The following is a 25,081-nucleotide window of genomic DNA, read 5'->3' as shown; positions in this document are numbered from 1 at the left end:
CGCTGCGCTTTTAGAGGTAAAAATAAGTGATTTAATATTTGATCTGAAACAAGAAGCTGCGCTTCTAACGTGAGCAAGCTCTACGTCTACAAAACAAGGTTAAGAGACGCTGCGCTTTTAGAAGTAGAGGCTAAGTGATTTAATAAAGGATTACGTGAGCAGGCTTTAGGTATAAAGCATACGTAACAAGTATACCTTTAGCCGCTTTACTTATATTTGAAGCTTCAGGGATTAGCGTTTAAAGTACAAGTCGATTGCTTTGGTGAGTAGCTCGTCGAGTTGCTCTTCAAAGCCATCCATATCGATTTCAAAGTGACTAAAGTACTTTCTAACCTGCAATTGCGATAGATTACGGCTTTTTACGCTGTATTGGCGTTCGTCTTTTTGTTTATCGTAACGCGGTAAAAAAACGAATTGTGCATAATAAGGTGACTTAATATGCTTATTGGCATAACGACAAAAATCTTCAATATGTTGTGCGCCTTCGGGGCCTAAACAACCGGGCTCTACTCGGTACATTAAGCGAAGTTTTTTGTCGTCAGTAATTTGCATAATAATCCTTAACGAAAAAATAATACGCGAATTATTTTTCCGTTTTTAATTTGATAGCTCGATACAAGCTCTGAGCGTTTATCTATTACGTTTTCGTCTGCTGAGCAGGTTTCTGATAGCTCATGGTCTATTACTATATCACCATGGACTATGCGTTTAATTGGCGATGAATGAATACACTTTAGCTTTTTAAACATCAAACCATAACGTGCTATTAGTTTTTCTTTTCCTTTAAATAATAGCTCATTGGGGAAAATATAAAACTCTACATCTTCATCGTAAACACGAATAAACTCTTCAATGTTGCGCGCGTTATAAGCTTTTATAAGTTGTTCAACCACAGCAAGTGATTCGCGTGATTGCTTGGCTTTGGCTTGCTGTTTGGCTGTTAAGGCCTCTTTTGCTTGGGCTACTGCTTTTTCTGCTTCGGCTACGGCTGCTGCTTTTTCTATTTTATTTTTAGGCTTTTCAACGGGCTTGGGGGTTTCATCGCCTAACACTTTTGAGTCGTCTGGTTTGGTTGGGTCAACAACCGGTTTTTTAAGCTCAGGGGCTTTATATTCTAGTGTGTTTACTTTTTCATCCGCTTTTTGCTGATCGGTAGTAGACTCTGTGGCATAGCTATTTACTGCTAGCGTAAAGGTAAATAAAGCAAAAAAAATAGATAACGATTTCATAACTTTCCTAATAAAAACACTAAGCGTGTATTGTATTGCAACATAGCAAATTTTAACGTTTTCGGGTAGCAATTAAATGAATAACCTTGGCTTTCATAGCGTAGTTTAGCTTGAGTTTAACCCAGCTTTTAAAATAATTTTGTTAAATACATAATTTTTAATGATGGTATGAAAAGTGATTACTTCACCACCAAGAAGGAAAGGACAGGAGCCGTGACTAGTTGTTACTCTTTTTTCTCGGTGCAGCGCGAAACGCCTCGGTGCGCTCGGTGGTGATATCTTTTTTAAGTAACAAGAAGCTACGCTTCTAACGTGAGCAAGCTCTACGTCTACAAAACAAGGCTAAACTACGACCTGTTCACTTTGTCTTCTCATTTACTCCTCATTATGTTCTCTTTGTGCATTACGTTTTTGAAAGATTATTCACAAAGAGGTTAAGAGACGCTGCGCTTTTAGAGGTAATGAAAAAGCCTTGTATTTCAATGCCGTGGCTAAATATAACCTGTAAACGCACTTTACTTTTTTTAATAGCAACGTTTATCTCATGCTATAAAAGTGATTGTTTCACCACCGAGAAGTGAAGGAGAAGACCAGGAGTAGTGACTAACAAATATTTTTAACTCTGTGTAGCGCGAAGCGCCTCGGTGCACTCTGTGGTGATACCTTTTTTAAGTAATAAGAAGCTGCGCTTCTAACGTGAGCAAGCTCTACGTCTACAAAACAAAGCCCTAGCCAATTTATTTTAGCTACTCATTTACTCCTCATTCTGTTCTCTTTGTGCATTACGTTTTTGAAAGATTATTCACAAAGAGGTTAAGAGATGCTGCGCTTTTAGAGTCTGGTACTCATGATTTTATAATTATTAAGGCATAAAAAAAGCCGCATAAAATGCGGCTTTGGAGGTTAGTCTCACTTCACTTTGGGCGTGTCTCCAAAACTTAGTGAATACGTTACCAAGGAACTGTTTTATTGATTAGATAGACTCTAATGCAATTTTAACCATTTCGTTAAACGTGCTTTGACGTTCGTCAGCAGGTGTTGCTTCGCCAGTGATCACGTGGTCGCTTACGGTAAATAATGCCATTGCGTTTGCGCCGTACTCAGCTGCAACGCCATATAAACCGGCTGTTTCCATATCTACTGCAAGAACGCCTAACTTATCTAAATCTTTGTAGAAAGTGTCGTCTGCTTGATAGAAAGTGTCGGTTGTGAATACGTTACCTACTTTTGCTTTAATGCCTAGCTCTTTTGCTGCATTAACGCCGTTTAAAAGTAGGTCGAAGTCTGCAATTGCAGAAAAGTCGTAACCACGAACACGTGCACGGTTTACGTTTGAGTCTGTGCTTGCACCTTGTGCAAAAATTACGTCACGGATTTTAATGTCGGTACCAATACCGCCACATGTACCAATGCGTATAATGTTTTTTACGCCAAAGCTAACAATTAGCTCACGTGCATAAATAGACATTGATGGAATACCCATGCCTGAACCCATAATGCTTACTGGCTTACCTTTGTAAGTACCTGTAAAGCCAAACATGTTGCGTACACCAGTTACTTGTACCGCATCATCTAAAAAGTTTTCAGCAATATATTGCGCACGTAGCGGATCGCCTGGCATTAAAACTGTTTCGGCGAAATCACCAACATTTGCATTTATATGAGGAGTACTCATTCGTTGTTTCCTTTTTATTTTGGCGCGTTTAATTGAGTTAAAAAGCTGTCGCCATATTCAAGCTCAGACAAGTTAAACCACTGTGCTAGTGTTTGACCAATATCTGCAAAACTGTTTCGTTCACCTAGCGGTGTATTATCCATACCAGGCTTGTACGCTATCACAGGTACGTATTCACGCGTGTGCTCAGAACCTGGAAAGGTTGGATCACACCCGTGGTCGGCAGTGATCATTAAGACATCATCTGCATTTAACTGGTTTAGTATAGTTGGTAAATAGTCATCAAATTCTTTTAATGCTTTAGCGTAACCTACGGGGTTGCGACGATGACCAAATTTTTCATCAAAATCAACCAAGTTGGTAAAAATTAAGCTGCGATCAGGTGCTGTTGAAATAACCTCGCTGGTTTTTTCAAGCAAGTTCATAAGCCCTGGTGCTTTGTGCTTTTGGGTTATGCCTTGATGCGCGTATATGTCTGAAATTTTACCAATACTAATTACTTCGCCGCCGTCTTTTGCTAAAACATCTAACAATGTTGGTGCTGGCGGAAGTACTGAATAGTCACGACGATTGCCTGTTCGTGCAAAATCTTGACTATTTGAACCCAAAAATGGCCGCGCAATCACTCGCCCTATATTCATTTCATCAAGCAGCGCCCGTGCGATTTCGCAAACTTGATAAAGCTTCTCTAGGCCAAATGACTCTTCATGCGCGGCTATTTGAAACACACTATCAGCTGAGGTGTAACAGATTGGTTTACCTGTTTTTACGTGCTCTTCACCTAGCTGTTCTAATATGGTTGTTCCCGATGCATGGCAATTGCCTAAAATGCCAGGAATACCTGTACGAGCTATAAACTCGTCTACAAATTCTTGTGGGAAACTGGGCTGTGTTTTTGGGAAATATCCCCAATCAAATAACACAGGTACGCCAGCCATTTCCCAATGGCCTGATGGAGTGTCTTTTCCGCTAGAAAGTTCTTTAGCGTAACCCCATGCACCTTGTGGTGCTTGGCGGTCTGAAACTAAACACATTTCTCCACCGGCGGCTTCACAGGCGTCTACTAAACCTAATTTAGATAAATTAGGAAGCGAAAGTGCGCTGCCTGTTTCGTCGTAATATGCTTTTAGTAAGTGAGCGAATGTATTGGCGCCAAGATCACCAAATTTATCTGCATCTGGTGCTGCACCGATTCCTAGGCTATCTGCCATTAAGATAATTGCTCTTGCCATTTTGACCTCACTTTGTTTCTAGGTGGTTACTTTATCTGCTGAACGATTTTTCCGTACAGGACAAAAGTCCTGTTTCATAAAACCTAAACATTATAAATTTGCGTTCTTAAGCGAAGCAAAAGAGATTAATCGTGTCTTTTTTGCTATTGTGATCTACCAACAATATATCCTTCTGTGTGGGTGAGAACTTTAGTGACACGAACAACTATTATAGCTATTGCTGGCGCGTCTGCGTCGGGCAAATCTCTGTTTAGCCAAACTATATACAACGAGTTGGTTAATGAGCTTGAACCGGGCGCAATTGCCATTATTGAAGAAGATGCTTATTACAAGGATCAGTCGCATTTGCCGATGGCTCATCGTACGCAAACGAACTACGACCACCCTGATGCATTTGAACATGAGTTAATGCTTGAACATTTAACTCAACTTCGTAGTGGAAATTCAGTAGAAGTACCAACATATGATTATGCACAGCATACCCGCAGCGATAAAACGCGACGTGTAGCCGCTGCAAAAATTTTAATTGTTGAAGGTATTTTATTACTGAGCGACAAAGCGCTAAATAAAGAATTTGATATTAAGGTATTTATAGATACTCCTTTAGATATCTGCTTAATGCGTCGTATGCAACGTGATATGGAGCAGCGAGGCAGAACGTTACAATCTGTTGTTGAACAGTATCAAGCAACTGTAAGACCGATGTTTTATCAATTTATTGAGCCTTCTAAGCATAATGCAGATTTAGTAGTGACTCGAGGCGGCATGAACCGCGTTGCGATTGATATTATAAAAAGTAAAATTAAATATTTACTACAAGAATAACAACGGGAAACATTTGTATGACAACATTTATGAGCTTGGTAGGCATGTGTGTGCTGCTGGGCATTGCCTTTGCCGCGTCAACTAATCGCAAGGCAATTAATTTAAGAACCGTTGCTATAGCATTTGCAATGCAAGTTGTTATTGGCGGCTTTGTTCTGTTTTTTGACGCAGGAAAAAACGTATTAGCAAGTATGTCAGCAGCCGTTTCATCGGTTATTGGCTACGCGAATGACGGGATTGGCTTTTTGTTTGGCCCGCTGGCATCGCAGGATACGCTAGGTTTTATTTTTGCAATTCAGGTTTTGCCCGTTATTGTGTTTTTCTCAGCGCTGGTCGCTGTTTTATATCACATAGGCATTATGGACTGGATAATTAAGATTTTAGGCGGTGGTTTACAAAAGCTTTTAAAAACCTCGCGAACAGAATCACTTTCAGCGACGGCAAATATATTTGTTGGCCAAACTGAAGCGCCGTTAATTGTTAAACCTTTTATAGCAACGATGACCAAATCTGAGTTATTTGCTGTAATGGTAGGTGGCTTAGCCACTGTAGCTGGCTCTGTAATGGCGGGTTACGTAATTATTGGTGTAGAGCTTAAGTACTTAATTGCAGCCAGCTTTATGGCGGCACCAGGTGGTTTTTTAATGGCAAAAATGATTGTGCCAGAAACCGAAACACCTAAAGATAACTTAGCTGATTTAGATTTAAACGACGATGATAAACCGGTAAACGTAATTGATGCTGCTGCATCAGGTGCGGCAAATGGTATGCATTTAGCACTTAATGTTGGTGCAATGCTACTGGCATTCGTAGCGTTAATTGCGCTTCTAAATGGTTTATTAGGTGGTGTAGGCGGATGGTTTGATCATCCAACATTAACGCTACAAGAAATTTTAGGTTATGTATTTGCTCCTGTTGCATGGTTACTCGGTGTACCGTGGGATGAAGCAATTATAGCCGGCAGTTTTATTGGTCAAAAGATAGTAGTAAACGAGTTTGTTGCTTACTTAGACTTTATAAATTATCGCGATACGTTAAGTGCGCACACACAAGCAATTGTTACGTTTGCTTTGTGTGGATTCGCTAACTTATCATCGATAGCCATTTTACTAGGTGGGTTAGGCGGTATGGCGCCTAGCAGGCGGAAGGATATCGCACGCTTAGGGCTCAGAGCAGTGTTAGCAGGATCTATGGCTAACCTTATGAGCGCAGCAATTGCTGGGTTTTTCCTCTCGCTAGCTTAGAAACTTAAGAGATGAACCGGTGTTGCAAAACAAGAAGTTAGTACTTTAAGGGGTTAAAGTGCTAGCTGACTTGAACGATACTTCACCAAGGGCCGCAAGGCCCTTTTATCGTTTTAGGGCTTTAATAAAGTTACCTTTCTTCCTATATCCTCTCTTTATTTTCATTATGAGGTTTTTACAACTCAAATAACCACTAATACTTTGTAAATTTAACAATTTTAAACCACACTTAATTAAGTGTTTCTAAGCCTAAATTGACTAGTTGTAGTGAATTATAATCTGACCTCTTTTATCCTTTTTTTATCATTTAGTACTTTGGCTGAAGAGCCTTTGCTGGTTGTTACAGAATTAGCACCACCTAATCAAGTTTTAATAGACGGTGAAGTTCAAGGTAAAGGAACACAGTACATAAGAGATATATTTAAACAGGCTGGTTTAACACCAAACATACAAATGTACCCTTGGGCCCGCGCCTATAAAATGGCAAGCGAGGAAAAAAACACGTTTATTTACAGCATTGCTCGCACGTCAGAACGTGAAGATCAATTTCAGTGGGTAGGGGAAATTGGTCGCTTTGAAATGGGGTTTGTTGGGTTATCAGAGAGAACCGATATAGTAATAAATAGTATTAACCAAGCAAAAAATTACAAAATAGCTATGCAACATAACGACTTCTCGACCCAAACTCTCACTAAAATGGGGTTTGAGGGCGTTATAACTTCAGATATACAGCATTCTTATAAGTTACTACTAGCCAAAAAAGTAGACCTAATATTGGATGACCCGCTTTATATGCTCCAATATAGTGATTACTTTAAACTTAAACCGGGCCACTTAAAATTTATTTTTAAAATAGATGCATTAACAACGGTTGCTTATTTAGCTGCAAATAAAGATACAGATAAAGTTCTTATAGAAAAAATGGAAGAAGCGCACAAACAAGTGAGCAAAACTAAAAGAAGCCCTTACGGTAAATGAGTTAAATTACACGCGGGTTTTGAGTTAAATGATGTGCAGGTGAGGTAAATGACTAACAATAAGTGGTATTCGCTCAGCGGTACTTGAACTCTCTCTTCTACGCTTTTACTAATTAAAGCTATACAGACTTTTTATAGCACCTAACCCTGTCACTAAATAGGTGTTTATATTAGACCTTAAGGTCAAATAGAACCACTTTAATTGTGATCCTTGGTATTAGGTCGGGCTGTTGAATAAGTTAGGTTTGTTTCAGACACAAAAAAAGCGCCCTAGGCGCTTTTTTTCATTTTACTTAAAAAGTAAAATTATACAGCTGTGATGTTATCAGCTTGAGGACCTTTTTGACCTTGTGAAAGAGTGAACTCTACACGTTGGCCTTCAGCTAAAGTTTTGAAACCTTCGCTTTTGATTGCTGAGAAATGTGCGAAAACGTCTGGGCCATTTTCTTGCTCGATGAAACCAAAACCTTTAGACTCGTTGAACCACTTAACTGTACCTGATACGATGTTAGACATTGTAATATCCTGATATAAAAATAAAAAATATGCTCATATGAGCGGGTGTAGCAAAAAATGAGATGGTACTTTAAAAACTTCAGGACGGTACTACAAGTATTACTTATACAACAACGAAATGGAGATTTATAGCTTACATGCTTTCTTTCTAGCTGCGGCCCACTATATAGATAACCAAATATAAGTCAAGCACTTCCTTATTTTATTGAGCAATAAATAATCAACCTGTATTTATATGCTTAAAATTCAAATTCTAGGGCAAGTCTAAAACTGTGGTTTTTTTCAGACTGGCTAATTTCACTTATAAAGCCAGCTTCCCATTTTAGCTGTTTTTGGCCTTCAAACCGGTATAGCCCAATAAACCCGGGCCCAATTCCGATAAAATCTTCCCCTGCATATAACTCAATAGAGGGTTGAAACGCAGACAAGTATCGGTAACGATATTGTGCCCTAAACTCTGTTTCCCATTCGTTCTCTATGTCTTGCCCCCATTCGTATACCAAAAAAGCATTCATGGTGAGACTTGCACGACCAAACTCTTTTTCAATTACAAAACCGGAGGTTGCTTCGTATGCGTCGGCGTCATGCTGTTTTTCAAATTCAAACAAAGCGCCCCAATCAGCCCATAACCGGCCTTGCTCTATTAGTTGCCATCTAAGCTCCAATTCATACGCTTGCAAGCCAAAGTCGCCGTTATCATCTCGCTCACCCACTAAATAACCTTCCAGTGCCATAGTGTCGTTAATGGCGCCACCTAAACCAATACGTTGCGCTAAAATATTGCCACTGTCGGTTTGATGCGACACAAGGCGCCACTCAAGCTCTCGTTCAAACGGCAACACATACGGGTGATAAACTTTATCTACTACTATGCCATCAGCATAAGCGAGCTTAGGTATTAATAAACAAAAACCAATTAATACAGTAGCTGCAAATAGGTTTATTGCTTTCATGATTTTTCCTTAGTGATTGATTTAGGAATAAAATAACTAGCAGATAAAAATAATACGCTGCTCAGCACATAGCTTAAAAAACTGGTTAAATTTGGTGTAGCCTCATAACCGATCAGAGCGCGCAATACTCTTCCAAACTCTGAGTTTTCGGTTAAAATGTCACGTAAATCCCATACGGTTACCGTTGTTGCTATCAAATCAATTTGGCTCGCCAAATCAAGCGCCACAACTAGTTTTGCCGCACTATTTAAAGCTAACAATACCAATAAAGGGGTAAGCCCAAAGCGCTGTTTGATTGCACTCAATAAAAAATACAACAAGACGCTAAAGCTGCTGCATATTCCCAAACCTAAAAAAGTGCCAATAAATAAACTTTGTGCCGCTTCGTTGTTTTGCCAAAAGCCAATCAGGTAAATAATGTAGTGACTTAAATAAAGTGTCATTACACTGATAATCGCAATCATAAAAGCAGCTGTTGCTTGTTTAATGGCGTAGTACAGTGCACTAATAAAAATTAAAATACACAAACCAATTTGGGCATATTCTAAACCCTGATAGTCAAACAAGGGGCTCATTAACGGCGCACTTTTAACAAACAAAAATGAAAGCCCGATCCCTAAAATAAGCCCTCCCAGCAATTTCATTAAACTTTGCTTGGCTACAACTTGGAGTAAAATAAGTAAAATGGCCACCGGCAGTAACTGGTTTAGACTCATCACTAGGCTAGTTATTAGCATTAGAACGCTCCTTTTCAGTCACTATGACAGCACCACGCGCCGTATTAGGCGAAAACTCGCCAAAAAATTCATAGCGCCCAGGGATTAATGGCCCGATATAAATAACGCTTTTGCGCTTTGGGTAAAGTACTTTCTCTCGATTGAGATCGAAACTGTCGAACTCTTCAGGCGTACTATCTTGATTTTCGATTAACAAGCGGACCTTTTTATTGGCCGGTACGACGATTTCTGCGGGGTAAAACAAATGATCTTTAAGTACAATAAGATAGTCTTGACTGGCGGCGTTAAATGATAAAAATACACAACAATATAAGTAAGGCCTAATAAGTCGTTTAATCACATTTAGCTCCTGCAAAAACTACCTGTACTTTTAAGCCACCCAAATCACTATCCGTTAAGTGAATTTCAGCGCGATAAATAGCAATAATATGCTGCACTATTGCCATGCCTAAACCCGCACCTTGTTCACCCGAAGGGTGTTGGTCACCGCCAACACGATAAAAACGGTTAAATATCCGTTGTTTTTGATCGTTCGTCATACCTGGGCCACTGTCTTCTATTTGCCAAATACGCTGCTTGTGCATCTGCTTTAGCGTTATTTTTATTTGTCCATTGGCTGGTGCGTACTTTATGGCATTGCTAAGTAGGTTTGAAATCAACGTCACCAAGGTAAATTCATCACCGTTAATGATAAAGTCATCTCCCTCAAGACTAATAGTGTGGTTTTTAGCCTCTATTTTTTCATACAACTGGCTAACACCTTCTTGCGTGATCGCTAATAATGATTGCTCCTTAAACTGTTTTTGCCACTGCTCTGGCTGAGTACGCCCTAGTATTAGCATTTGCTCTACTATATTGGATAGTCGGTTAATACCTTGAGTCATGGCTTGTAATTCTTGGTTATCGCCTTGTTGAGCAGCCAAATTATGCACATTAATTTTTAAACTGCTCAGGGGAGTACGTAATTCATGTGCCGCATCAGAGGCAAAAAAACGCTCTCGTAAATAGGCGGTTTCTACGCGTTTAAATAAATCGTTTAAGCGGCTGATCACCGGTTTTATCTCTTCATCAGTCACCTGCCAATTGATCGCTGTGAAATCATTTGCTTGGCGCAGAGCTAACTGTTTTGATAAACGAGTTAATGGTGCCAGTGCATATTTAACAAAAAAGCTAATAAATAGCGCAAGCAAAGGAACCGCCCAAAGCATAGGCAACATGGCTGATAAAATCACCGCCTCGGCAAGTTCAAACCGCTTAGCAATCGGCTCGGCAACAACCACGGTGCGTAAAGAAGTGACAAATACGAATACCCGCATTCGCTGCCCTGCAATATTAAGCGTTTGAAAACCCGCTTGATACTGGCTCAAATCAAGATTTAATTCGTCAGAGCCACTAAGGAGCTCACCAGCTTGCCAAATTTGATACAGTAATTGGGCGCTTTCTTGCATTTTTGGCGCCATGGCGTTTATAGATAAAGGCTGTTGCATCAACACTCCAGCGACTACTTTTAGCTCACTATCAAGTAGTTGCTCACCATGGCTCATACTTTTTTGGTAGCCTTTGACTAAAGCTAAAAAGCACGTTAACACCATCATTGATAGTAAAATAAGAGTTAAACGCTTACGAATTGACATAAAGTATGGTTACCTTTGTAAATTCAAGTTTGTGCAATCTAGGGGTGTTTTAATCACGTGAACTATCTCTTTCCCACGACATAACCAATACCACGGAGAGTTTTAATAAAATCGCTGGGGAATTTTTTTCGTAGGTGATGAATATGCACTTCAATGGTGTTAGAGCCAACCTCTTCACCCCACTGGTACAGCTTGTTCTCTAACTGCTGTTTAGATTGCACGCGACCTTGGTTTTCCAATAGTGCCTTTAGCAGCATGTATTCTTTTCGTGGCAGAGAAAGCAGCTCATTGCTGAGTGTGACACTATGCGCTGACGTGTCCATAGTCACTTCACCACACTGTAATAAACTTGACTGAGCTTGATTTACTCGTCGGCTCGCTACGCGCAAACGAGCAAATAATTCGGCTGGTTCAAATGGCTTAGCTAAATAATCATCAGCGCCCATATCAAGCCCTTGCACCTTGTCATCTATGCTACTACGTGCAGTTAGTATAACCACCGGAATCACTTTTTTTTGCGCTTTTATGTGCTTTAGAATTTGTGAACCATCACCATCGGGTAAACCTAGGTCAAGTATAACCAACTCTATTTCACCACTGCCTAAGCATTGCAATGCATGCTTAACCGTTGCGCTATGCTCTACACTGTAGCCTTCTTGGCGCAATGAGCGGCAAAGCCCTTGCGCCACAAGATGATCATCTTCAACTAATAATAAATGCATTGTTTATTTTGCTATCTCTTTAGTTTTTTATCTACTTTAGCTAATAAAGAGCTAATTGCTTGTTGACGATATTTATCAGCTTTAGTACGAGTATCACGAATACCTGCTGCTTGCGCAACTAACAAATGGGCTTTAGCTTGCTCATATTCACGCTCGTCATATAAAAACTCACCATACAAGTAGTTAGTATCAATGCCTTTTTTGTTAAAAGCGAGCGCTTGCTTAAAAAACTTGTCGGCGGTGTCATCATCACCAAAACCAATAGGCCACCCCGGTACTTTACTGTATAAGGTTGCTAGGCTGGCATACGCTGAGCCACCTAAAGCACTGTCGTCTATTTTAAGGGCTTGCTCTAATGACGCTTTTGCATCTTTAGCATAGCCCAGCGCCCCTAACCCGCCCTTTGCGCCAGCAAAACTGGCCAGTACAATGCCGTTCCACGTATAGCTATTTGCTGAATCAGGGTAGCTTTCAATAAATTGAGCACTTTGCTCACTCAGTTGAGTAAACGCTTTAATTTGTGCATCACCTTCAAGCTCATAATTAGCAACCGCCCATTGCTGTTGAATAGCAAGTAAATCGCTTTGTTCGTCTGCAAATACCGGCGATGAAAACACACTAACAATGCTTAAATAAGCTACTAAAGTAAATTTTTTCATAATAAATCCTCTATTAACCTAAAAACTGTTTTATTTTAGGAAGCTGTTTGGCAATTGCGTTATCCACAATACCTGGAAAAACGCCATTGATACGTGCAAAAAGTTTCTCAGGAAAACCAATAAATCGTCTGGTTTTATTTGAGTTTAATAACGCAACTAACTCATCAGCTACCAACTGCGGAGAGTCCATTTGATTACCAAGCGCCTTATTCATTGCTCGTATTTGTGCATCATTAATATCTGTATCGGTTGCTCTTGGTGCTAAATAACTAACTTTAACGGGTGTGTCTGAAAGCTCTCGTGATAGCGCTTCGCTAAAACCACGTAAACCGAACTTACTAGCACAGTAAAGTGTTTGATACGGGTAACCTATGCTGCCAAATGACGACCCAACATTAACTATGGAGCCTTTATTCGCGTGCAACTGCGCTAAAAACAGCTGACATAATTTCATAGGGACGGCTAAATTAGTGCTCAGTAGATTATCAATTTGCTCACTACTCGATGCACTTAAGCTTTGCATTACATTAATGCCTGCATTGTTTATGAGTAACTTAGCGCCCCCTAATTTTTTGGCTTTAATGGCGAGTGCCAACATGTTTTCGGCAACCGTTAAATCCCCCACAAAAACTATACTACCGGGACATTGGCTACTTAACGTATTGAGGGCATCACTATTTCGCCCCACCAAGAGCAGTTGCCAACCTTGGCCGTGTAATGTTTTAGCAATCGCTTGACCAATTCCACCTGTCGCACCAGTTAATACACATAAGCCGGTATTCATGCGTGTTGCTCTTGTGCTGATGCTTTAAAAAACGGCTCGTCGTCTAAAGCGCGAAATATATTCCCGTATAAACGGTAAAAACACTTTGCACCATGTAAAATAGCCTGCTGATCCGCCTCGTCAGTAATTTGGTTCATTAAGTTTTCAAAAAACTTTACGTGCTCTATATCAAGCGCGCCGTGAGAGGTTAAATAGCTAAATGCTTTTTTAGGAAGCCCTATTGCATTCGCTATGTTTGATGCGGCTCCATCAGCAAGCGCAATTGAGGTCCCCTCTAATACGTGAACCATGCCAAAAAAGCTAAGCGGATTTTTACGTGCAATACTATCGTAGGCATACGACACCATCATTTCAGTGGCGAATTGTGGCTGACTATGGCGCACACTTTCTTTATCAAACCCACAGGCTGCAATGTCGTTTAGCACCCACTCTTGATGACCAATTTCTTCTTCAATATATTCAGCTACCGCTTCACGTAACCATTCTTGCTCATCAGTTAAACGTGCGCCAAGTGACATCATTAAAGGAACGGTGTGTTTTACATGATGATAAGCCTGCGCTAAAAACGAGGCATACTCTTCAAGCGTTGCTTGCCCGTTAAATACACGCTGTATAATTGGCGCAGCTAATAAGTACTCACGCTCGTTTTGAGTTTGTGCTTTTAATGTATTAAAAAAATCACTCATGGATCACTTCTCCAAGTCGGTAAAACTGTTCAAAAATAGGGCTGTAGTGCTGGCTAATTGCCGCTCGTTTAGGGCGATTATTAGCGGTTAATAATCCTTGCTGCTCGTTTAAAGGTTGGGCCAAACGATGCCACTTTTTAATCTGTGCGTAGTCAGGAAGTTGCTGGTTTACTGTTTTTAAATGTGCTTTTAATTGCTCATCACTAAACTCGGGTGCCGCATAAATAAGCGCGCTTAAAAATGGCTGGCTTTCACCAAACACCACCGCTTGCTGTATCGCACTTTGGCTTAAAATTAATGATTCAGGCCATTCGGCGCTAACATTACGCCCCATACTGGTGATGATCAGATTTTTTACTCGCCCTTTTATGTACAGCTTATTATTACGCTTAGATACTAAGTCGCCAGTGGCGTACCAGGTGTTTGGGTTATGCGGCGCTTGATTTAAATACCCTAAAAATAACGATCCTTTAATAAATAACTCACCATTTTCAACTTTCGTTTCAACGTGCCCTAATACTTCACCAGCACTATTTATGTCGTCACAGTTGGGGGTGTTTAAACTCACTACTGAAGCAGCCTCAGACAGACCATAACCTTGATAAACCGGTAGGTTATATTCTCGTGCAGTTAAAATTAGAGATTCACTAACCCGTGCTCCGCCAACAGCAATAAACTTAAGTGACTTTGGTGGCTGCCAGCCTTGTTTTGCAAAGGCAACTAAACACGTTAATAACTCAGGCACTAAAATAAGGGTGTTAGGTTTTACACTATCGATTGCACCAATGAGTTTGTTAGGATTTTTTAACCCTGAGCCAACAAAACCTAATTCGTTTAGCAGCATTAAATGTACACAACCGCCACTTAACAAAGGTGCATACACACCCGCTACATTTTCCAGTAGTACTGGCAGCGGAAGTAAGCATAAATGCACGGGGTTACTAATGTTTATTTGCTCACATAATGACTGAGCTACCTGCATCTGGCTTTGTGTTGATAAGCACACCCCTTTTGGCTCGCCAGTAGAACCTGAAGTAAATGTAATTTTTTGCGTACCAGTAAAATAGTCCACGGGTTCAATCGCATCGAGCTGATAAATATAAAGGGTATAATGCTCAAATAATGTTACCGATAATGAATGCTTACCAAGCGAATGACGAGGCATATCACTAATAAAAAACTGCGCACCGCATTGAGCTAGCACATACTGTGTTTGCTGCTGACTAAAAAAATGGGCGATAGGCACCGCAACCTTGTTTGCTGCACTGGTTGCGGCATCAACAACCAGCCAAGCTGGAGTGTTATCAAGCTGGAAGGCAATTGCACCTGAGTCTAAAGCGTTAAAAATAGCTGTTAGCTTATTAGTTTCTTGTTGTAACTCCAAAGCGCTAATAGGCATCACTTTATTGGCTAAGTAACTAACAACCACTGGCTCATTCGCTACCTTATTAATATTATTTAATAGGCTCATAAGCTCTCCAACGCAGTCATCAAGGCATTAATTTGTTGTGTATTTTGCTGTTTAATATTTAACAGCATGGGTGTGTTAAGTACTTGCTGATGTGCCTGCGCTAAATTAACAATGCACACCGTAGGTTGATTTGCATAATAGCTACCCCAACTTAATGGGTTTTCAACTACAAAGCTGTTTGCAACAGCAACCTCAGTGCAATTAACCCCCAGCATTCGAACCATCGCCCTTACTTTTTTTGTGGCGCAAAATACTAAATACTTAGCTCCAGCATTGTAAAGTGCCTCGTTAACAACAATAAAATGACCAAGCGTTGCCCTGCGATGTGTAGAGCATAAGTTACCTAGCTCAAATATTTTGCTACGCGGAATTTGTTCTAATAAAAAGTGCTCAATGGGCTCTGCAGTGTACTGCTCAATAAATAAGGGAGAGGTAGCTTGCCTTAAACCTAACGTACATTGCCCCTCAATTGTTGTGTATTGGCAAAGTAGTGGCATAAATGATTTAAGCGTTGCATTGTAAGCCACTAAAAATCCATCTTTTACCGCAGATTCTAGTGCATTGCGATGCTCATCATTTTCTCGAGCAGTTATTAAATGTGCCGAATTTGATATGTTATCTAGTGATAAGTTTGACTGTGCTAATTGCATAAACATCGCCCGTTTAAGGAGTATGTTTATAAGTTAAAGAGCGAAACTTAAAAAAAACTTAAGAAACAAAAAAGCCCTTAAATAAATTTAAGGGCTTTTAAAGTAAAGTTTATTTTTAGCTAAAGATTAATTCAAATTAAACATGTCTATACTAACTAGGCTCTGCCACTACGCAGCGATTACGGCCATGCTCTTTAGCATGGTAAAGCGCTTTGTCTGCACATTTATATACTTGGTCGATGTCATTGCTATGGATTGGCCAAGTTGCAATTCCGACTGAAACGGTAATAAAACCGATTGTTTCCATTTGCGTTGTTTCAACTGTGGTGCGTAATCGCTCTGCTATTTTTAGAGCGCTTTGGCTGTCTTCATGTGGCAATACAAGTAAAAACTCTTCACCACCAATACGCGATACAATATCCCCTTTTCGAGAGATCTTTTTTATAATATCGGCTAATACTTTAAGTGCTTCATCGCCTTTATCGTGCCCAAAGGTATCGTTCACACGTTTAAAAAAATCGATGTCTATTTCTAAAATAGCGAAGGGTGTTTGCTTTAACATTAGCTGACTAAGTAAGCCATTTAAGCTTCTACGATTGTGGGTGTTTGTCAGCGGATCGGTTTGGGCATCGTGCTTAAGTTGCCCTATTTGTGTTTGTAAAATATTGACGCCATTAAGCATCGCCAGCTTCAATCTTTGGCTTTCAAAGTACCACGCTTTTATTTTTTTTAGCTTTTCTATACTGTTTACTTCGTCGAGCCTGTTTGCGCTACTAGCGAGTTGCTTTAATGGGCGTGAAATAAAATACGAAAATACACCTATGAGTATGAAGGTGACTAACGCCATGGGGAGCGTTCTTGCAAATACTTCCATGATTAATGTATCTAGAGACGCAAGTGTTGCTTTGATGGGCCGTTGAGCCACTACGCCCCAGTTTGAATTAATAACGGGTGAAAATCCTGCGAGCATTTTTACCCCTTTGCTGTTTACAACAACGGCTTGCCCCGCCTCTCCTGTAATAACCGCATTGATTACTTTATTCTTGGCAACGCTTGTACCTATTCGCTCGCTATCTGGGTGATACAGGATTTGCTTATTAGCATCGACGACATATAGGTGCGATCCCCCTTCGTAAAAATGTTGCTCTAGGAGATCGTTTAAAATATTTCTTTCTTTTAAATATAACGAGCCGCCCACGTAGCCTAAGTAATTCCCCTCTTTGTCAAATAAGGGATGCGATATAAATATAATTAAATTATTGGCTGCTGACATGTACGGCATGCTAATAAGTGGCTTTTTTTGTTTTAAAGCCTGTGTTGCGCCGGGGGAGGAAATTGATTTTCCTATGATTTCAGGTAAATAAGGGGATGTGGCATTTATAACCCCATTCTTACTTATAACTACTGAATTAAAGCTATTTGTTTGCAAATTTAAGCGCGTTACTTCTTCTTGCAGTAATGCTGCATTATTTATGTTTTGCTCAATTTTATTTGCTGAATACGCAAGTTGTTGTTTTGCCGACTCTAAAAAGTTGTCGGTTGCTGAAGCTAATTTATTAGCGTAAGCGAAGTTACTTTCTAATGTATGGCTTATTAACTGCTCTTTTTGTACTTGGTACGTTGAATGAAAACTACTAATAAGCGTGGCTAAAGCCGCAGAAAAAGCCAATAGCACAATAAGAAGACGCAGATTAAGCACAGGAAATAATTTATTCAGCAAAAGTAAACAGCCCACAGTACACTGCTATTAAAGCAAGTACTTTGTTAAAAAGTATTTACAATTATACCCCGCCATTTATTAATTATCTAATATTTGAGCACATAGTGTATTTTTAATAACCAGCCAAATAACTTTTTATTACATTGTGACGTTACATTCCCCCTAATGACTAGGGTGCGCTTATTTTGCAGTTATATAAAAAAATAGATAAGCTGCTTTCACTTGTTCATTTTATTTAGCTTTGGAGTGTATTTTGCTAAATAAGTATGTTTTATCGTCAATTATTTTTATATCTGGGTGCTTAATGCCATCAATTAAAGCGGTTGCAAAACCGGCTCTTTCTCTTGAGGAAAAACTAGGGCAAAAGTTAATGCTCGATTTTCGCTATTATTGTGAACAAGTCACTGGTAAACATTGCAGAACGCCAATGACAAAGCTACCAGAGTCATTAGCGCGCGTAATCAGCGACTATAACATTGGTGGCGTTATATTATTTTCAGAAAACACACAGTCAATTGAACAAACCATTACGCTTAGCCATCAACTTCAAGTGGCTGCCAGTAAATCTTCAAGTAAACTGCCACTATTTATATCAATAGACCAAGAGGGCGGAAGAGTTGCGCGTTTGCCGCGTGATATTGCAACGTCATTCACGGGCAATATGTCTATTGGTGCAACCTATAAACAGCATGGCGTTGACTTTGCTACTAAATCAGCAACGGTTATTGCCAATGAGCTAACAGCACTGGGAGTCAATGTAAATTATGCACCCACTATTGATGTGAATATGAACCCAGACAACCCCGTTATAAATGTACGCTCGTTTGGTGAGAACCCACAACGAGTGAGTGAACTTGGCGCAGCACAAGTGGCTGGGTTTGAGAGCAATGGCATAATTACATCGCTCAAACATTTTCCGGGACATGGCGATACTCACGTTGATAGCCACACAGGACTCCCTAATGTTGCCCACTCAAAAAGTACCATTTACGAACAAGATTTAGCCCCTTTTAAACATATTATTGCTAAGCAAAATCCCGGTATGATCATGACAGCGCACATACAATACCCAGCGCTTGATAGCTCAACCTTTGTCTCTGTAGAAGGCAAAACAATGATTAAACCCGCCACTATGTCGCGCACTATTATTACCGACATTTTAAGAGGTGAGCTTAACTATAAAGGCGTAGTGGTTACCGACGCACTTGATATGGCTGGTATTAGTCAGTTTTTTACACCCATTCAAGCTGTTATAAATACATTTTTAGCCGGCGTTGATATTGCGCTTATGCCTATAGAAATAAGAACGCCCGATGATATAAAAAAGCTCGATGAGCTTATTAAATCGTTAGTTCATGCTGTCGAGTCAAATCAGTTAGATGAGCAAGAAATAACACAATCGGCTGCGCGTATTATTTCGCTTAAAAATGCATTTGAGTTATCTACTGAGTTTGACCCTATTAATGCAGTAGTTAATGCAAAAAGTATAATAGGCAATAAACAACACAGAAAAATAGAAGCTGAGCTTGCTTTAGCAGCAATAACACAGGTAAAAAACACAGAAAACACATTGCCACTAAATTTAAATGATGACCAACATATACATATTATTATGCCCGACACCCGTAAGTGTATGGCTATGCAGCAAGCAATTGAATCTGCAAGTTCATCATCTATTACGTTCAGCTGCAGCAGCTTACAAGGGTTTGACCCAGCAAAAGCAGCCCAGAGCATTAAAACAGCTGATATTGTTATAGCGGGTAATGCCACGCCCAATCAAAGCGCGGTTGAAATTGGTGGCATGGATGATTTAAAAGATGACCCTAATTTTGCGCTTAATACGCGCGAACAGCCACAAGCGCTTGAGTCATTGCTTTCCATGGCTAACAAATTTAATAAGCGTACTGTATTTATAAGTTTGAGGGCTCCTTACGACATTGCTAAATTTGGCGACTATGCCCACAGTGTACTGGCCTCTTATGCTTACAATATTGATGTAGACAAGCTCGAGCGTGTTTCAGGCCCTGCCTTTACCGCACTCGCTAAAGTATTAGTAGGCCAAGCCACTGCCAATGGCACCTTGCCTGTTACAATTAAACCGCAAAAAGGCAATTAACATGAAACTAAATTGTGATTTGGGCGAAAGCTTTGGTTCATGGAAAATGGGGCTAGATGATCAAGTTATGCCTCATATTAATATGGCGAACATTGCTTGTGGTTTTCACGGCGGTGACCCTGATGTAATAGCAACAACATTAACGTTAGCTAAAAAAAACAACGTAACGGTAGGTGCGCATCCCAGTTACCCTGATCTTCAAGGATTTGGACGACGCTCTATGGCGTTAACAACAAGCGAACTAACTAATTGTATTCAGTATCAGATAGCAGCGCTTGAAGGCATGGCAAAAATACAGGGGCTTACGTTAAGCTATGTAAAACCACATGGTGCACTTTATAACGATATGATGGCGAACAACGACGTATTAGCAACCATTATATCTGCTGTCGCGAGCTACCCTAGCACACTAAAACTGATGATTTTAGCGACTAACCAAGCAGATAAACACATCCAGTTAGCTAAACAGTTTAATGTAGAACTAGTACTCGAAGCATTTGCAGATAGGCAATACACTGATGAGGGCTTTTTGGTCTCTCGCAAACTTGATGGCAGCGTGCATGATAAACCCGCCATAATTGCACAGGTCAAACAGCTCTTACAAACAGGCAGTGTAACCACACGCTCAGGTAAGCAACTAATGCTTAATGCACATAGTTTATGTGTGCATGGAGACAATAATGATGCAATTGAGCTCATTAAAGAAATAAAAGCACTGTGTGACTGACATTTAATAATATATGAAAGCTGTAAACCCCCTTTACAGCTTTTATCCCAACTTGTTAAATACCCCCATAGAGTTAAATATGAGCTTCATCGCATTGCACTGTTAATTTAATAATCCCTCACTTATAACTGTACATAAGTTAACAACAGGGATTAATAATGAAACAACTTTTAGCACTTAGTTTTATATTAAACGCAAGCCATTTGGCTAGCGCAAACGACAATACACACACATTGCAACTTCAAGATGTATTTGATTTAGAATATGCAAATCAAATAGATATTACTGACGACGGAAAAACCGTTTACTTTGTGCGAAACCGCATGGATATAAAAACAGACCGAAAAGTGGGAAACATTTGGTCTGTTGATTACAAAACCAAACAAATGCAGCCGCTCACTTCAGGCGTTCACATGGATTACTCGCCAGTACTTTCTCCAGATGGGCAACGCCTTGCTTTTATATCTACCCGCGATGGCAGCAGCCAAATTTATATGAAGTGGCTTAAAACCGGTGCCATTGCCAAAATAAGTAATTTTACCAGTAGCCCTCGCGCTATTAGTTGGAGCCCCGATTCAAGCCAGCTTGTATTCAGCATGTTTGTACCAAGTAAAAACACGCCACCGGTTAATTTGCCAGGAAAACCAAAAGGCGCAACGTGGGCAGAGCCAGCTAAATTTATTGATGACGTATACTATCGAGCCGATGGTGGTGGATACTCGCAAAAAGGCTTTAATCAATTATTTACACTTGATGCTAACGGCGGAAATGCTAAGCAGCTTACTAGCGATGAATTTGATAACGCAGGTGATGTTAGCTTTAGCAAAGATGGCAGCTTACTTTACTACTCAGCCAATAGGCATAAAAATGGTGAACTCAAGCCTACAAACAGCGAAGTATATAAGTTAAATCTTAATACATTAGCCATTGAAGCTGTAACAAATAGAAATGGCCCAGATCAACAACCCAAAGTCTCTCCTAATGGTCGTTACCTTGCGTATACAGGATATGACGATAAACTCACTAACTACGAAAATACTCAACTTTACATTCGTGATTTAAAAACGGGTAACACCAAAAGCTTAACCCCCAACTTTGATAGAAGTGTTGGGCAAATAAAATGGGCTGCAAACTCTAAAGGGGTTTACTTTAGCTATGCCAATGAAGGTCAAACTACCCTTGCTTATCAACCTCGAAATGGCAAGCGTAAAGTGATCACCGAACAAATTGGCAGTGTAGCATTTGGACGACCATACTCAGGCGGAGATTTTGATGTAAGCAGCAACGGCGATATCGCGTTTACACTTGCTGACACTCAACGCCCTGCTGATGTAGCGAGCATTAAACGCGGTAAAACTCAGCGCTTAACCACGCTTAATAGCGATGCGCTAGGTGATAAACAACTGGCAAAAGTGGAAGAGATTTGGCTTAAATCAAGCCACGACCAATTACCTATTCAAGGATGGATTGCTTACCCGCCAGAGTTTGATAAATCTAAAAAATATCCTCTAGTACTCGAAATTCACGGCGGGCCGGTCGCTAATTATGGCCCTCACTTTAGTGCCGAAGTTCAGCTTTTTGCAGCAAAAGGTAATGTGGTGTTATACATGAACCCGCGCGGAAGTGACTCGTATGGGAAAGAGTTTGCACAAACCATTCATCATAATTACCCAAGTAATGACTTTGATGACTTAATGTCTGGGGTTGATGCTCTTATTAAAAAAGGGTTTATTGATGAGTCTAAACTATTTGTTACAGGTGGTTCTGGCGGAGGTGTACTAACAGCATGGATTGTTGGACATACAGATCGATTTGCTGCAGCTGTTGTTGCTAAACCTGTTATAAATTGGATCAGCTTTGTACTAACTGCAGACTTTTATCCATTTTTTGCTGATTACTGGTTCCCAGGCAAACCATGGGATCACATAGCGCATTACATGAAACGTTCGCCAATTAGCTATGTAGGTAATGTTACTACACCCACAATGCTGCTTACAGGTGAAGCAGACTACCGCACACCTATTTCTGAAACAGAGCAATACTACCAAGCACTAAAATTACAAGGTGTTGACACCGCGATGGTTCGCATACCAGATGCATCGCATGGTATTACAGCTCGCCCTTCTAATTTAATGACTAAAGTTGCTTACATTCAATGGTGGTTTGATAAGCACAGTAAATAGCATTACATTAATTAAATTACTAAAAGCCACTTTTTAAAAGTGGCTTTTACGTATGTGCAAAGTGTAAACCCCCTTTACACTTTTAGGGCATATTAAATATCGGACTTAGTCTATTTCTCAGTTAGTAAAATTTCGGTTTATAGCTTTTTTATAGTTTGAGTTAGTAAAAAATCGGTTTGAGTCACTGTTTATAGCCTTTCAGTTGGTAAAATTTTGTTTTGTGAAAGGTATACGTTAGTAAAAAATCGGTTTATAAATCGAATTTAAACACCAAAAAAAACAAAAAATAACGTTTTTGATTACTTTAATAGCTCTTTAAGGCCCCTTTACAGCAAAAAAGCACTTACAAAACGCTTTTATTAAAGGGTTAGTTAAACTCTGATCTACAAATTCGGTTAGCTAGTTAAAACGTGATCCGCATATCTATAGTTGGTTAAAACCTGATCTCAACTAACTAAGTAACCTAATGTAAGTTTTATTTCTCATACACTATCCGCTTTTAACACTAATAAAGGCTTTACTATTAGTGAGTGCAGTAAAAATATTTATGACACATAAAAAAAAGGGCCTTACGGCCCTTGAGTAACACTATCTAGAAATTTTTAGAACTGGTTCATGGTGTTGTCTTCACCACCGGCTTTTAACGCGTTATCACCAGAGAAGTACTCTTTATGTGTATCACCAATGTTAGAACCTGCTAGGTCTTGGTGTTTAACAGATGCTTGTTCACGGCGAATTTCTTGGCGTTGTACATCACGTACATAAGCAAGCATACCTAAGTCACCAAAGTAGCCTTCTGATAAAATATCTGTGCTAAGTGCTGCAGTATGGTATGTAGGCAGCGTAATTAAGTGGTGGAAGATACCCGCTTCACGTGCACCATCGCGTTGGAAGTTTTGTACAAGTACATCAGCAGCAGCGGCAAGCTCTGTTGCATCCATTTCTGGTGCCATTAGGCCTTTGTTATCACCAAGGCTTGGGTAAGCGCTCAAATCGCGACCCGCTTCTTGCCACTCTTGGTACACTTGCTCACGGAACTTAAGCGTCCAGTTAAACGAAGGTGAGTTGTTGTACACTAGTTTAGCATTTGGTACTTGCTCTTTAACACGGTTTACAAGCTCAGCAATTTGTTTTACGTGTGGCTTTTCTGTTTCAATCCACAATAAATCAGCGCCAGATTGTAGGCTAGTTACACAGTCAAGTACTACGCGGTCTTTCTCTGTTCCTTCACGGAACTGGTATAGGCCATTTTCAAGGCGAGTAGGTTTACACAGCTCACCGTTGATTTTCATTGCCGTATCACCTTCGTTTAAGTCCTCTACGCCATTAATAGGTGTAGTCTCTAAAAAGGCATTGTACTGACTTGCTAAATCACCTGGAGTTTGTGATACCGGTACTTTTTGAGTCAAGCTTGCACCTAACGAATCAGTACGCGCAACAATAATACCGTTGTCGATACCTAACTCTAAAAATGCATAACGAACCGCATTAATTTTTGCTAAAAAGTCTTCGTGAGGCACGGTTACTTTACCCGCCTGGTGACCACATTGTTTAGCATCAGATACTTGGTTTTCGATTTGAATAGCACATGCACCTGCTTCAATCATTTTTTTAGCAAGTAGGTAAGTTGCCTCTTCGTTACCAAAACCTGCATCAATATCAGCAATAATTGGCACAACATGTGTTTCAAAGTTGTCAATTTTATCAAGCACAGCTTGAACGTCGCCGCCATTCGCTTTTGCTTCATCTAGGTCATTAAATAAGTGGTCAAGCTCACGGGCATCGGCTTGCTTTAAGAATGTATAAATTTCTTCAATAAGCGCTGGAACAGATGTTTTTTCGTGCATACTTTGGTCAGGTAACGGACCAAACGCAGAACGAAGTGCAGCAACCATCCAACCACTTAAGTAAACATAACTACGTTTAGTTGTTTTTTGGTGGCGTTTAATAGCCATCATCATTTGCTGGGCAGTAAATCCATGCCAACACCCTAAAGACTGTGTGTACTGGCTTGTATCTTTATCGTAAGCGGCCATATCTTCACGCATTACGTCAGCTGTGTATTGTGCAATTTCTATCCCAGTACGAAAGCGATTTTGTAAACGCATGCGAGTTGCATACTCAGGGTTAATTGCCTGCCATGCATTACCTTGAGATTGGCATAAAGTAGAAAGTGTGTCGGTTTCGCGTTGATATGTTGTCATAATAAAGTCCTTCGAACGGGTATATAAATAATTTAATGTTGTGAGAGTGGCAACGTTGCTAGTGCTCCGTAGCGCTTAATTCAACATTAGGCTTATTTTTTAGATTTAGTAAATTTATAGTTTTTATTACGACTATA

The 25,081-nt window shown here is 40.0% G+C and carries 23 protein-coding genes; 6 read left to right on the top strand and 17 right to left on the bottom strand.

Annotated features, from left to right (window positions below):
* Positions 1 to 231: 231 nt before the first annotated feature.
* From AC27JL_RS06785 to AC27JL_RS06770, 4 genes are all read right to left on the bottom strand, one after another.
* Positions 232 to 552: a hypothetical protein gene (locus AC27JL_RS06785; RefSeq protein WP_006794611.1), complete on the bottom strand. Its 321-nt coding sequence runs from the start codon at positions 550 to 552 to the stop codon at positions 232 to 234.
* An 8-nt stretch (positions 553 to 560) separates the two neighbouring features.
* Positions 561 to 1,229, bottom strand: a complete 669-nt coding sequence (locus tag AC27JL_RS06780; protein ID WP_006794610.1) for a nuclear transport factor 2 family protein — start codon at positions 1,227 to 1,229, stop codon at positions 561 to 563.
* A 973-nt stretch (positions 1,230 to 2,202) separates the two neighbouring features.
* Positions 2,203 to 2,904, bottom strand: a complete 702-nt coding sequence (gene deoD / locus AC27JL_RS06775; protein ID WP_006794609.1) for a purine-nucleoside phosphorylase — start codon at positions 2,902 to 2,904, stop codon at positions 2,203 to 2,205.
* Positions 2,905 to 2,918: 14 nt separating this feature from the next.
* Positions 2,919 to 4,136: a phosphopentomutase gene (locus tag AC27JL_RS06770; protein WP_039037285.1), complete on the bottom strand. Its 1,218-nt coding sequence runs from the start codon at positions 4,134 to 4,136 to the stop codon at positions 2,919 to 2,921.
* 192 nt (positions 4,137 to 4,328) lie between these two features.
* On the opposite strand from AC27JL_RS06770, the gene udk reads away from it, so the two are divergent.
* The 3 genes from udk (at position 4,329) to AC27JL_RS06755 (ending at position 7,183) form a co-directional block, all read left to right on the top strand.
* Positions 4,329 to 4,961 carry a uridine kinase gene (gene udk, locus AC27JL_RS06765; protein ID WP_006794607.1) on the top strand — a complete coding sequence of 211 codons (633 nt, stop codon included), beginning with the start codon at positions 4,329 to 4,331 and terminating at the stop codon, positions 4,959 to 4,961.
* 17 nt (positions 4,962 to 4,978) lie between these two features.
* Positions 4,979 to 6,205, top strand: a complete 1,227-nt coding sequence (locus AC27JL_RS06760) for a NupC/NupG family nucleoside CNT transporter (RefSeq protein WP_008132935.1) — start codon at positions 4,979 to 4,981, stop codon at positions 6,203 to 6,205.
* A 267-nt stretch (positions 6,206 to 6,472) separates the two neighbouring features.
* A complete protein-coding gene (locus AC27JL_RS06755) occupies positions 6,473 to 7,183 on the top strand; it encodes a substrate-binding periplasmic protein (RefSeq protein WP_487195177.1) in 711 nt (236 codons plus the stop codon).
* Between the two features lie 305 nt (positions 7,184 to 7,488).
* Here AC27JL_RS06755 and AC27JL_RS06750 read toward each other — a convergent pair whose 3' ends face one another.
* The 12 genes from AC27JL_RS06750 to AC27JL_RS06695 all read right to left on the bottom strand — a co-directional run bounded on the left by AC27JL_RS06750 (position 7,489) and on the right by AC27JL_RS06695 (position 17,714).
* Positions 7,489 to 7,698, bottom strand: a complete 210-nt coding sequence (locus AC27JL_RS06750) for a cold-shock protein (RefSeq protein WP_002959120.1) — start codon at positions 7,696 to 7,698, stop codon at positions 7,489 to 7,491.
* 239 nt (positions 7,699 to 7,937) lie between these two features.
* Positions 7,938 to 8,651 (bottom strand): hypothetical protein, encoded by a 714-nt coding sequence (locus AC27JL_RS06745; RefSeq protein WP_008132926.1) that lies wholly within the window; start codon positions 8,649 to 8,651, stop codon positions 7,938 to 7,940.
* Complete coding sequence (locus tag AC27JL_RS06740; RefSeq protein ID WP_487195176.1) at positions 8,648 to 9,388, bottom strand: FTR1 family protein; 741 nt, start codon at positions 9,386 to 9,388, stop codon at positions 8,648 to 8,650. Before AC27JL_RS06740 ends, AC27JL_RS06745 begins: the two co-directional genes overlap by 4 nt.
* On the bottom strand, positions 9,375 to 9,728 hold the full coding sequence (locus AC27JL_RS06735; protein ID WP_487195175.1) for a cupredoxin domain-containing protein: 354 nt from the start codon (positions 9,726 to 9,728) through the stop codon (positions 9,375 to 9,377). Before AC27JL_RS06735 ends, AC27JL_RS06740 begins: the two co-directional genes overlap by 14 nt.
* Positions 9,721 to 11,022: an ATP-binding protein gene (locus tag AC27JL_RS06730; protein WP_487195174.1), complete on the bottom strand. Its 1,302-nt coding sequence runs from the start codon at positions 11,020 to 11,022 to the stop codon at positions 9,721 to 9,723. The genes AC27JL_RS06735 and AC27JL_RS06730 overlap by 8 nt, the downstream gene beginning before the upstream one ends.
* Before the next feature lie 62 nt (positions 11,023 to 11,084).
* Positions 11,085 to 11,744: a response regulator gene (locus AC27JL_RS06725; protein ID WP_055011598.1), complete on the bottom strand. Its 660-nt coding sequence runs from the start codon at positions 11,742 to 11,744 to the stop codon at positions 11,085 to 11,087.
* Between the two features lie 11 nt (positions 11,745 to 11,755).
* Positions 11,756 to 12,403 (bottom strand): hypothetical protein, encoded by a 648-nt coding sequence (locus AC27JL_RS06720; RefSeq protein ID WP_487195173.1) that lies wholly within the window; start codon positions 12,401 to 12,403, stop codon positions 11,756 to 11,758.
* 13 nt (positions 12,404 to 12,416) lie between these two features.
* A complete protein-coding gene (locus AC27JL_RS06715) occupies positions 12,417 to 13,187 on the bottom strand; it encodes an SDR family oxidoreductase (protein ID WP_010556095.1) in 771 nt (256 codons plus the stop codon).
* Complete coding sequence (locus AC27JL_RS06710) at positions 13,184 to 13,873, bottom strand: iron-containing redox enzyme family protein (RefSeq protein ID WP_487195172.1); 690 nt, start codon at positions 13,871 to 13,873, stop codon at positions 13,184 to 13,186. Before AC27JL_RS06710 ends, AC27JL_RS06715 begins: the two co-directional genes overlap by 4 nt.
* On the bottom strand, positions 13,866 to 15,344 hold the full coding sequence (locus AC27JL_RS06705; protein WP_487195171.1) for an AMP-binding protein: 1,479 nt from the start codon (positions 15,342 to 15,344) through the stop codon (positions 13,866 to 13,868). The genes AC27JL_RS06710 and AC27JL_RS06705 overlap by 8 nt, the downstream gene beginning before the upstream one ends.
* The gene (locus tag AC27JL_RS06700; RefSeq protein WP_487195170.1) at positions 15,341 to 15,994 is read right to left on the bottom strand and encodes a thermostable hemolysin; all 654 of its coding nucleotides are present in this window, start codon (positions 15,992 to 15,994) and stop codon (positions 15,341 to 15,343) included. The genes AC27JL_RS06705 and AC27JL_RS06700 overlap by 4 nt, the downstream gene beginning before the upstream one ends.
* Positions 15,995 to 16,145: 151 nt before the next feature.
* Positions 16,146 to 17,714, bottom strand: coding sequence for a sensor domain-containing diguanylate cyclase (locus AC27JL_RS06695; RefSeq protein WP_487195169.1), 1,569 nt, complete (start codon positions 17,712 to 17,714; stop codon positions 16,146 to 16,148).
* A gap of 304 nt (positions 17,715 to 18,018) precedes the next feature.
* Here AC27JL_RS06695 and AC27JL_RS06690 point away from each other — a divergent pair, with 304 nt between their 5' ends.
* The 3 genes from AC27JL_RS06690 to AC27JL_RS06680 all read left to right on the top strand — a co-directional run bounded on the left by AC27JL_RS06690 (position 18,019) and on the right by AC27JL_RS06680 (position 22,740).
* Positions 18,019 to 19,830 (top strand): glycoside hydrolase family 3 protein, encoded by a 1,812-nt coding sequence (locus AC27JL_RS06690; protein WP_487195168.1) that lies wholly within the window; start codon positions 18,019 to 18,021, stop codon positions 19,828 to 19,830.
* A 1-nt stretch (position 19,831) separates the two neighbouring features.
* Positions 19,832 to 20,557: a 5-oxoprolinase subunit PxpA gene (locus AC27JL_RS06685; protein ID WP_487195167.1), complete on the top strand. Its 726-nt coding sequence runs from the start codon at positions 19,832 to 19,834 to the stop codon at positions 20,555 to 20,557.
* Between the two features lie 158 nt (positions 20,558 to 20,715).
* Positions 20,716 to 22,740, top strand: coding sequence for a S9 family peptidase (locus tag AC27JL_RS06680; RefSeq protein ID WP_487195166.1), 2,025 nt, complete (start codon positions 20,716 to 20,718; stop codon positions 22,738 to 22,740).
* Between the two features lie 602 nt (positions 22,741 to 23,342).
* Here AC27JL_RS06680 and AC27JL_RS06675 read toward each other — a convergent pair.
* Positions 23,343 to 24,944: an isocitrate lyase gene (locus tag AC27JL_RS06675; RefSeq protein ID WP_006793310.1), complete on the bottom strand. Its 1,602-nt coding sequence runs from the start codon at positions 24,942 to 24,944 to the stop codon at positions 23,343 to 23,345.
* Between the last annotated feature and the right edge of the window lie 137 nt (positions 24,945 to 25,081).

The sequence above is a fragment of the Pseudoalteromonas sp. 4NS20-0020 genome (assembly GCF_057554385.1).
The sequence above is the reverse complement of the archived record's forward strand: the minus strand, read 5'-3'. Positions and strand labels throughout refer to the sequence as shown.

Excerpts from the sequence above, each read along its gene's own strand:
- AC27JL_RS06785 (WP_006794611.1), bottom strand. The coding sequence starts at position 552 with ATGCAAATTACTGACGACAAAAAACTTCGCTTAATGTACCGAGTAGAG.
- AC27JL_RS06780 (WP_006794610.1), bottom strand. The coding sequence starts at position 1,229 with ATGAAATCGTTATCTATTTTTTTTGCTTTATTTACCTTTACGCTAGCA.
- deoD (WP_006794609.1), bottom strand. The coding sequence starts at position 2,904 with ATGAGTACTCCTCATATAAATGCAAATGTTGGTGATTTCGCCGAAACA.
- AC27JL_RS06770 (WP_039037285.1), bottom strand. The coding sequence starts at position 4,136 with ATGGCAAGAGCAATTATCTTAATGGCAGATAGCCTAGGAATCGGTGCA.
- AC27JL_RS06760 (WP_008132935.1), top strand. The coding sequence starts at position 4,979 with ATGACAACATTTATGAGCTTGGTAGGCATGTGTGTGCTGCTGGGCATT.
- AC27JL_RS06750 (WP_002959120.1), bottom strand. The coding sequence starts at position 7,698 with ATGTCTAACATCGTATCAGGTACAGTTAAGTGGTTCAACGAGTCTAAA.
- AC27JL_RS06745 (WP_008132926.1), bottom strand. The coding sequence starts at position 8,651 with ATGAAAGCAATAAACCTATTTGCAGCTACTGTATTAATTGGTTTTTGT.
- AC27JL_RS06740 (WP_487195176.1), bottom strand. The coding sequence starts at position 9,388 with ATGCTAATAACTAGCCTAGTGATGAGTCTAAACCAGTTACTGCCGGTG.
- AC27JL_RS06730 (WP_487195174.1), bottom strand. The coding sequence starts at position 11,022 with ATGTCAATTCGTAAGCGTTTAACTCTTATTTTACTATCAATGATGGTG.
- AC27JL_RS06725 (WP_055011598.1), bottom strand. The coding sequence starts at position 11,744 with ATGCATTTATTATTAGTTGAAGATGATCATCTTGTGGCGCAAGGGCTT.
- AC27JL_RS06720 (WP_487195173.1), bottom strand. The coding sequence starts at position 12,403 with ATGAAAAAATTTACTTTAGTAGCTTATTTAAGCATTGTTAGTGTGTTT.
- AC27JL_RS06715 (WP_010556095.1), bottom strand. The coding sequence starts at position 13,187 with ATGAATACCGGCTTATGTGTATTAACTGGTGCGACAGGTGGAATTGGT.
- AC27JL_RS06710 (WP_487195172.1), bottom strand. The coding sequence starts at position 13,873 with ATGAGTGATTTTTTTAATACATTAAAAGCACAAACTCAAAACGAGCGT.
- AC27JL_RS06705 (WP_487195171.1), bottom strand. The coding sequence starts at position 15,344 with ATGAGCCTATTAAATAATATTAATAAGGTAGCGAATGAGCCAGTGGTT.
- AC27JL_RS06700 (WP_487195170.1), bottom strand. The coding sequence starts at position 15,994 with ATGCAATTAGCACAGTCAAACTTATCACTAGATAACATATCAAATTCG.
- AC27JL_RS06690 (WP_487195168.1), top strand. The coding sequence starts at position 18,019 with ATGCCATCAATTAAAGCGGTTGCAAAACCGGCTCTTTCTCTTGAGGAA.
- AC27JL_RS06685 (WP_487195167.1), top strand. The coding sequence starts at position 19,832 with ATGAAACTAAATTGTGATTTGGGCGAAAGCTTTGGTTCATGGAAAATG.
- AC27JL_RS06680 (WP_487195166.1), top strand. The coding sequence starts at position 20,716 with ATGAAACAACTTTTAGCACTTAGTTTTATATTAAACGCAAGCCATTTG.
- AC27JL_RS06675 (WP_006793310.1), bottom strand. The coding sequence starts at position 24,944 with ATGACAACATATCAACGCGAAACCGACACACTTTCTACTTTATGCCAA.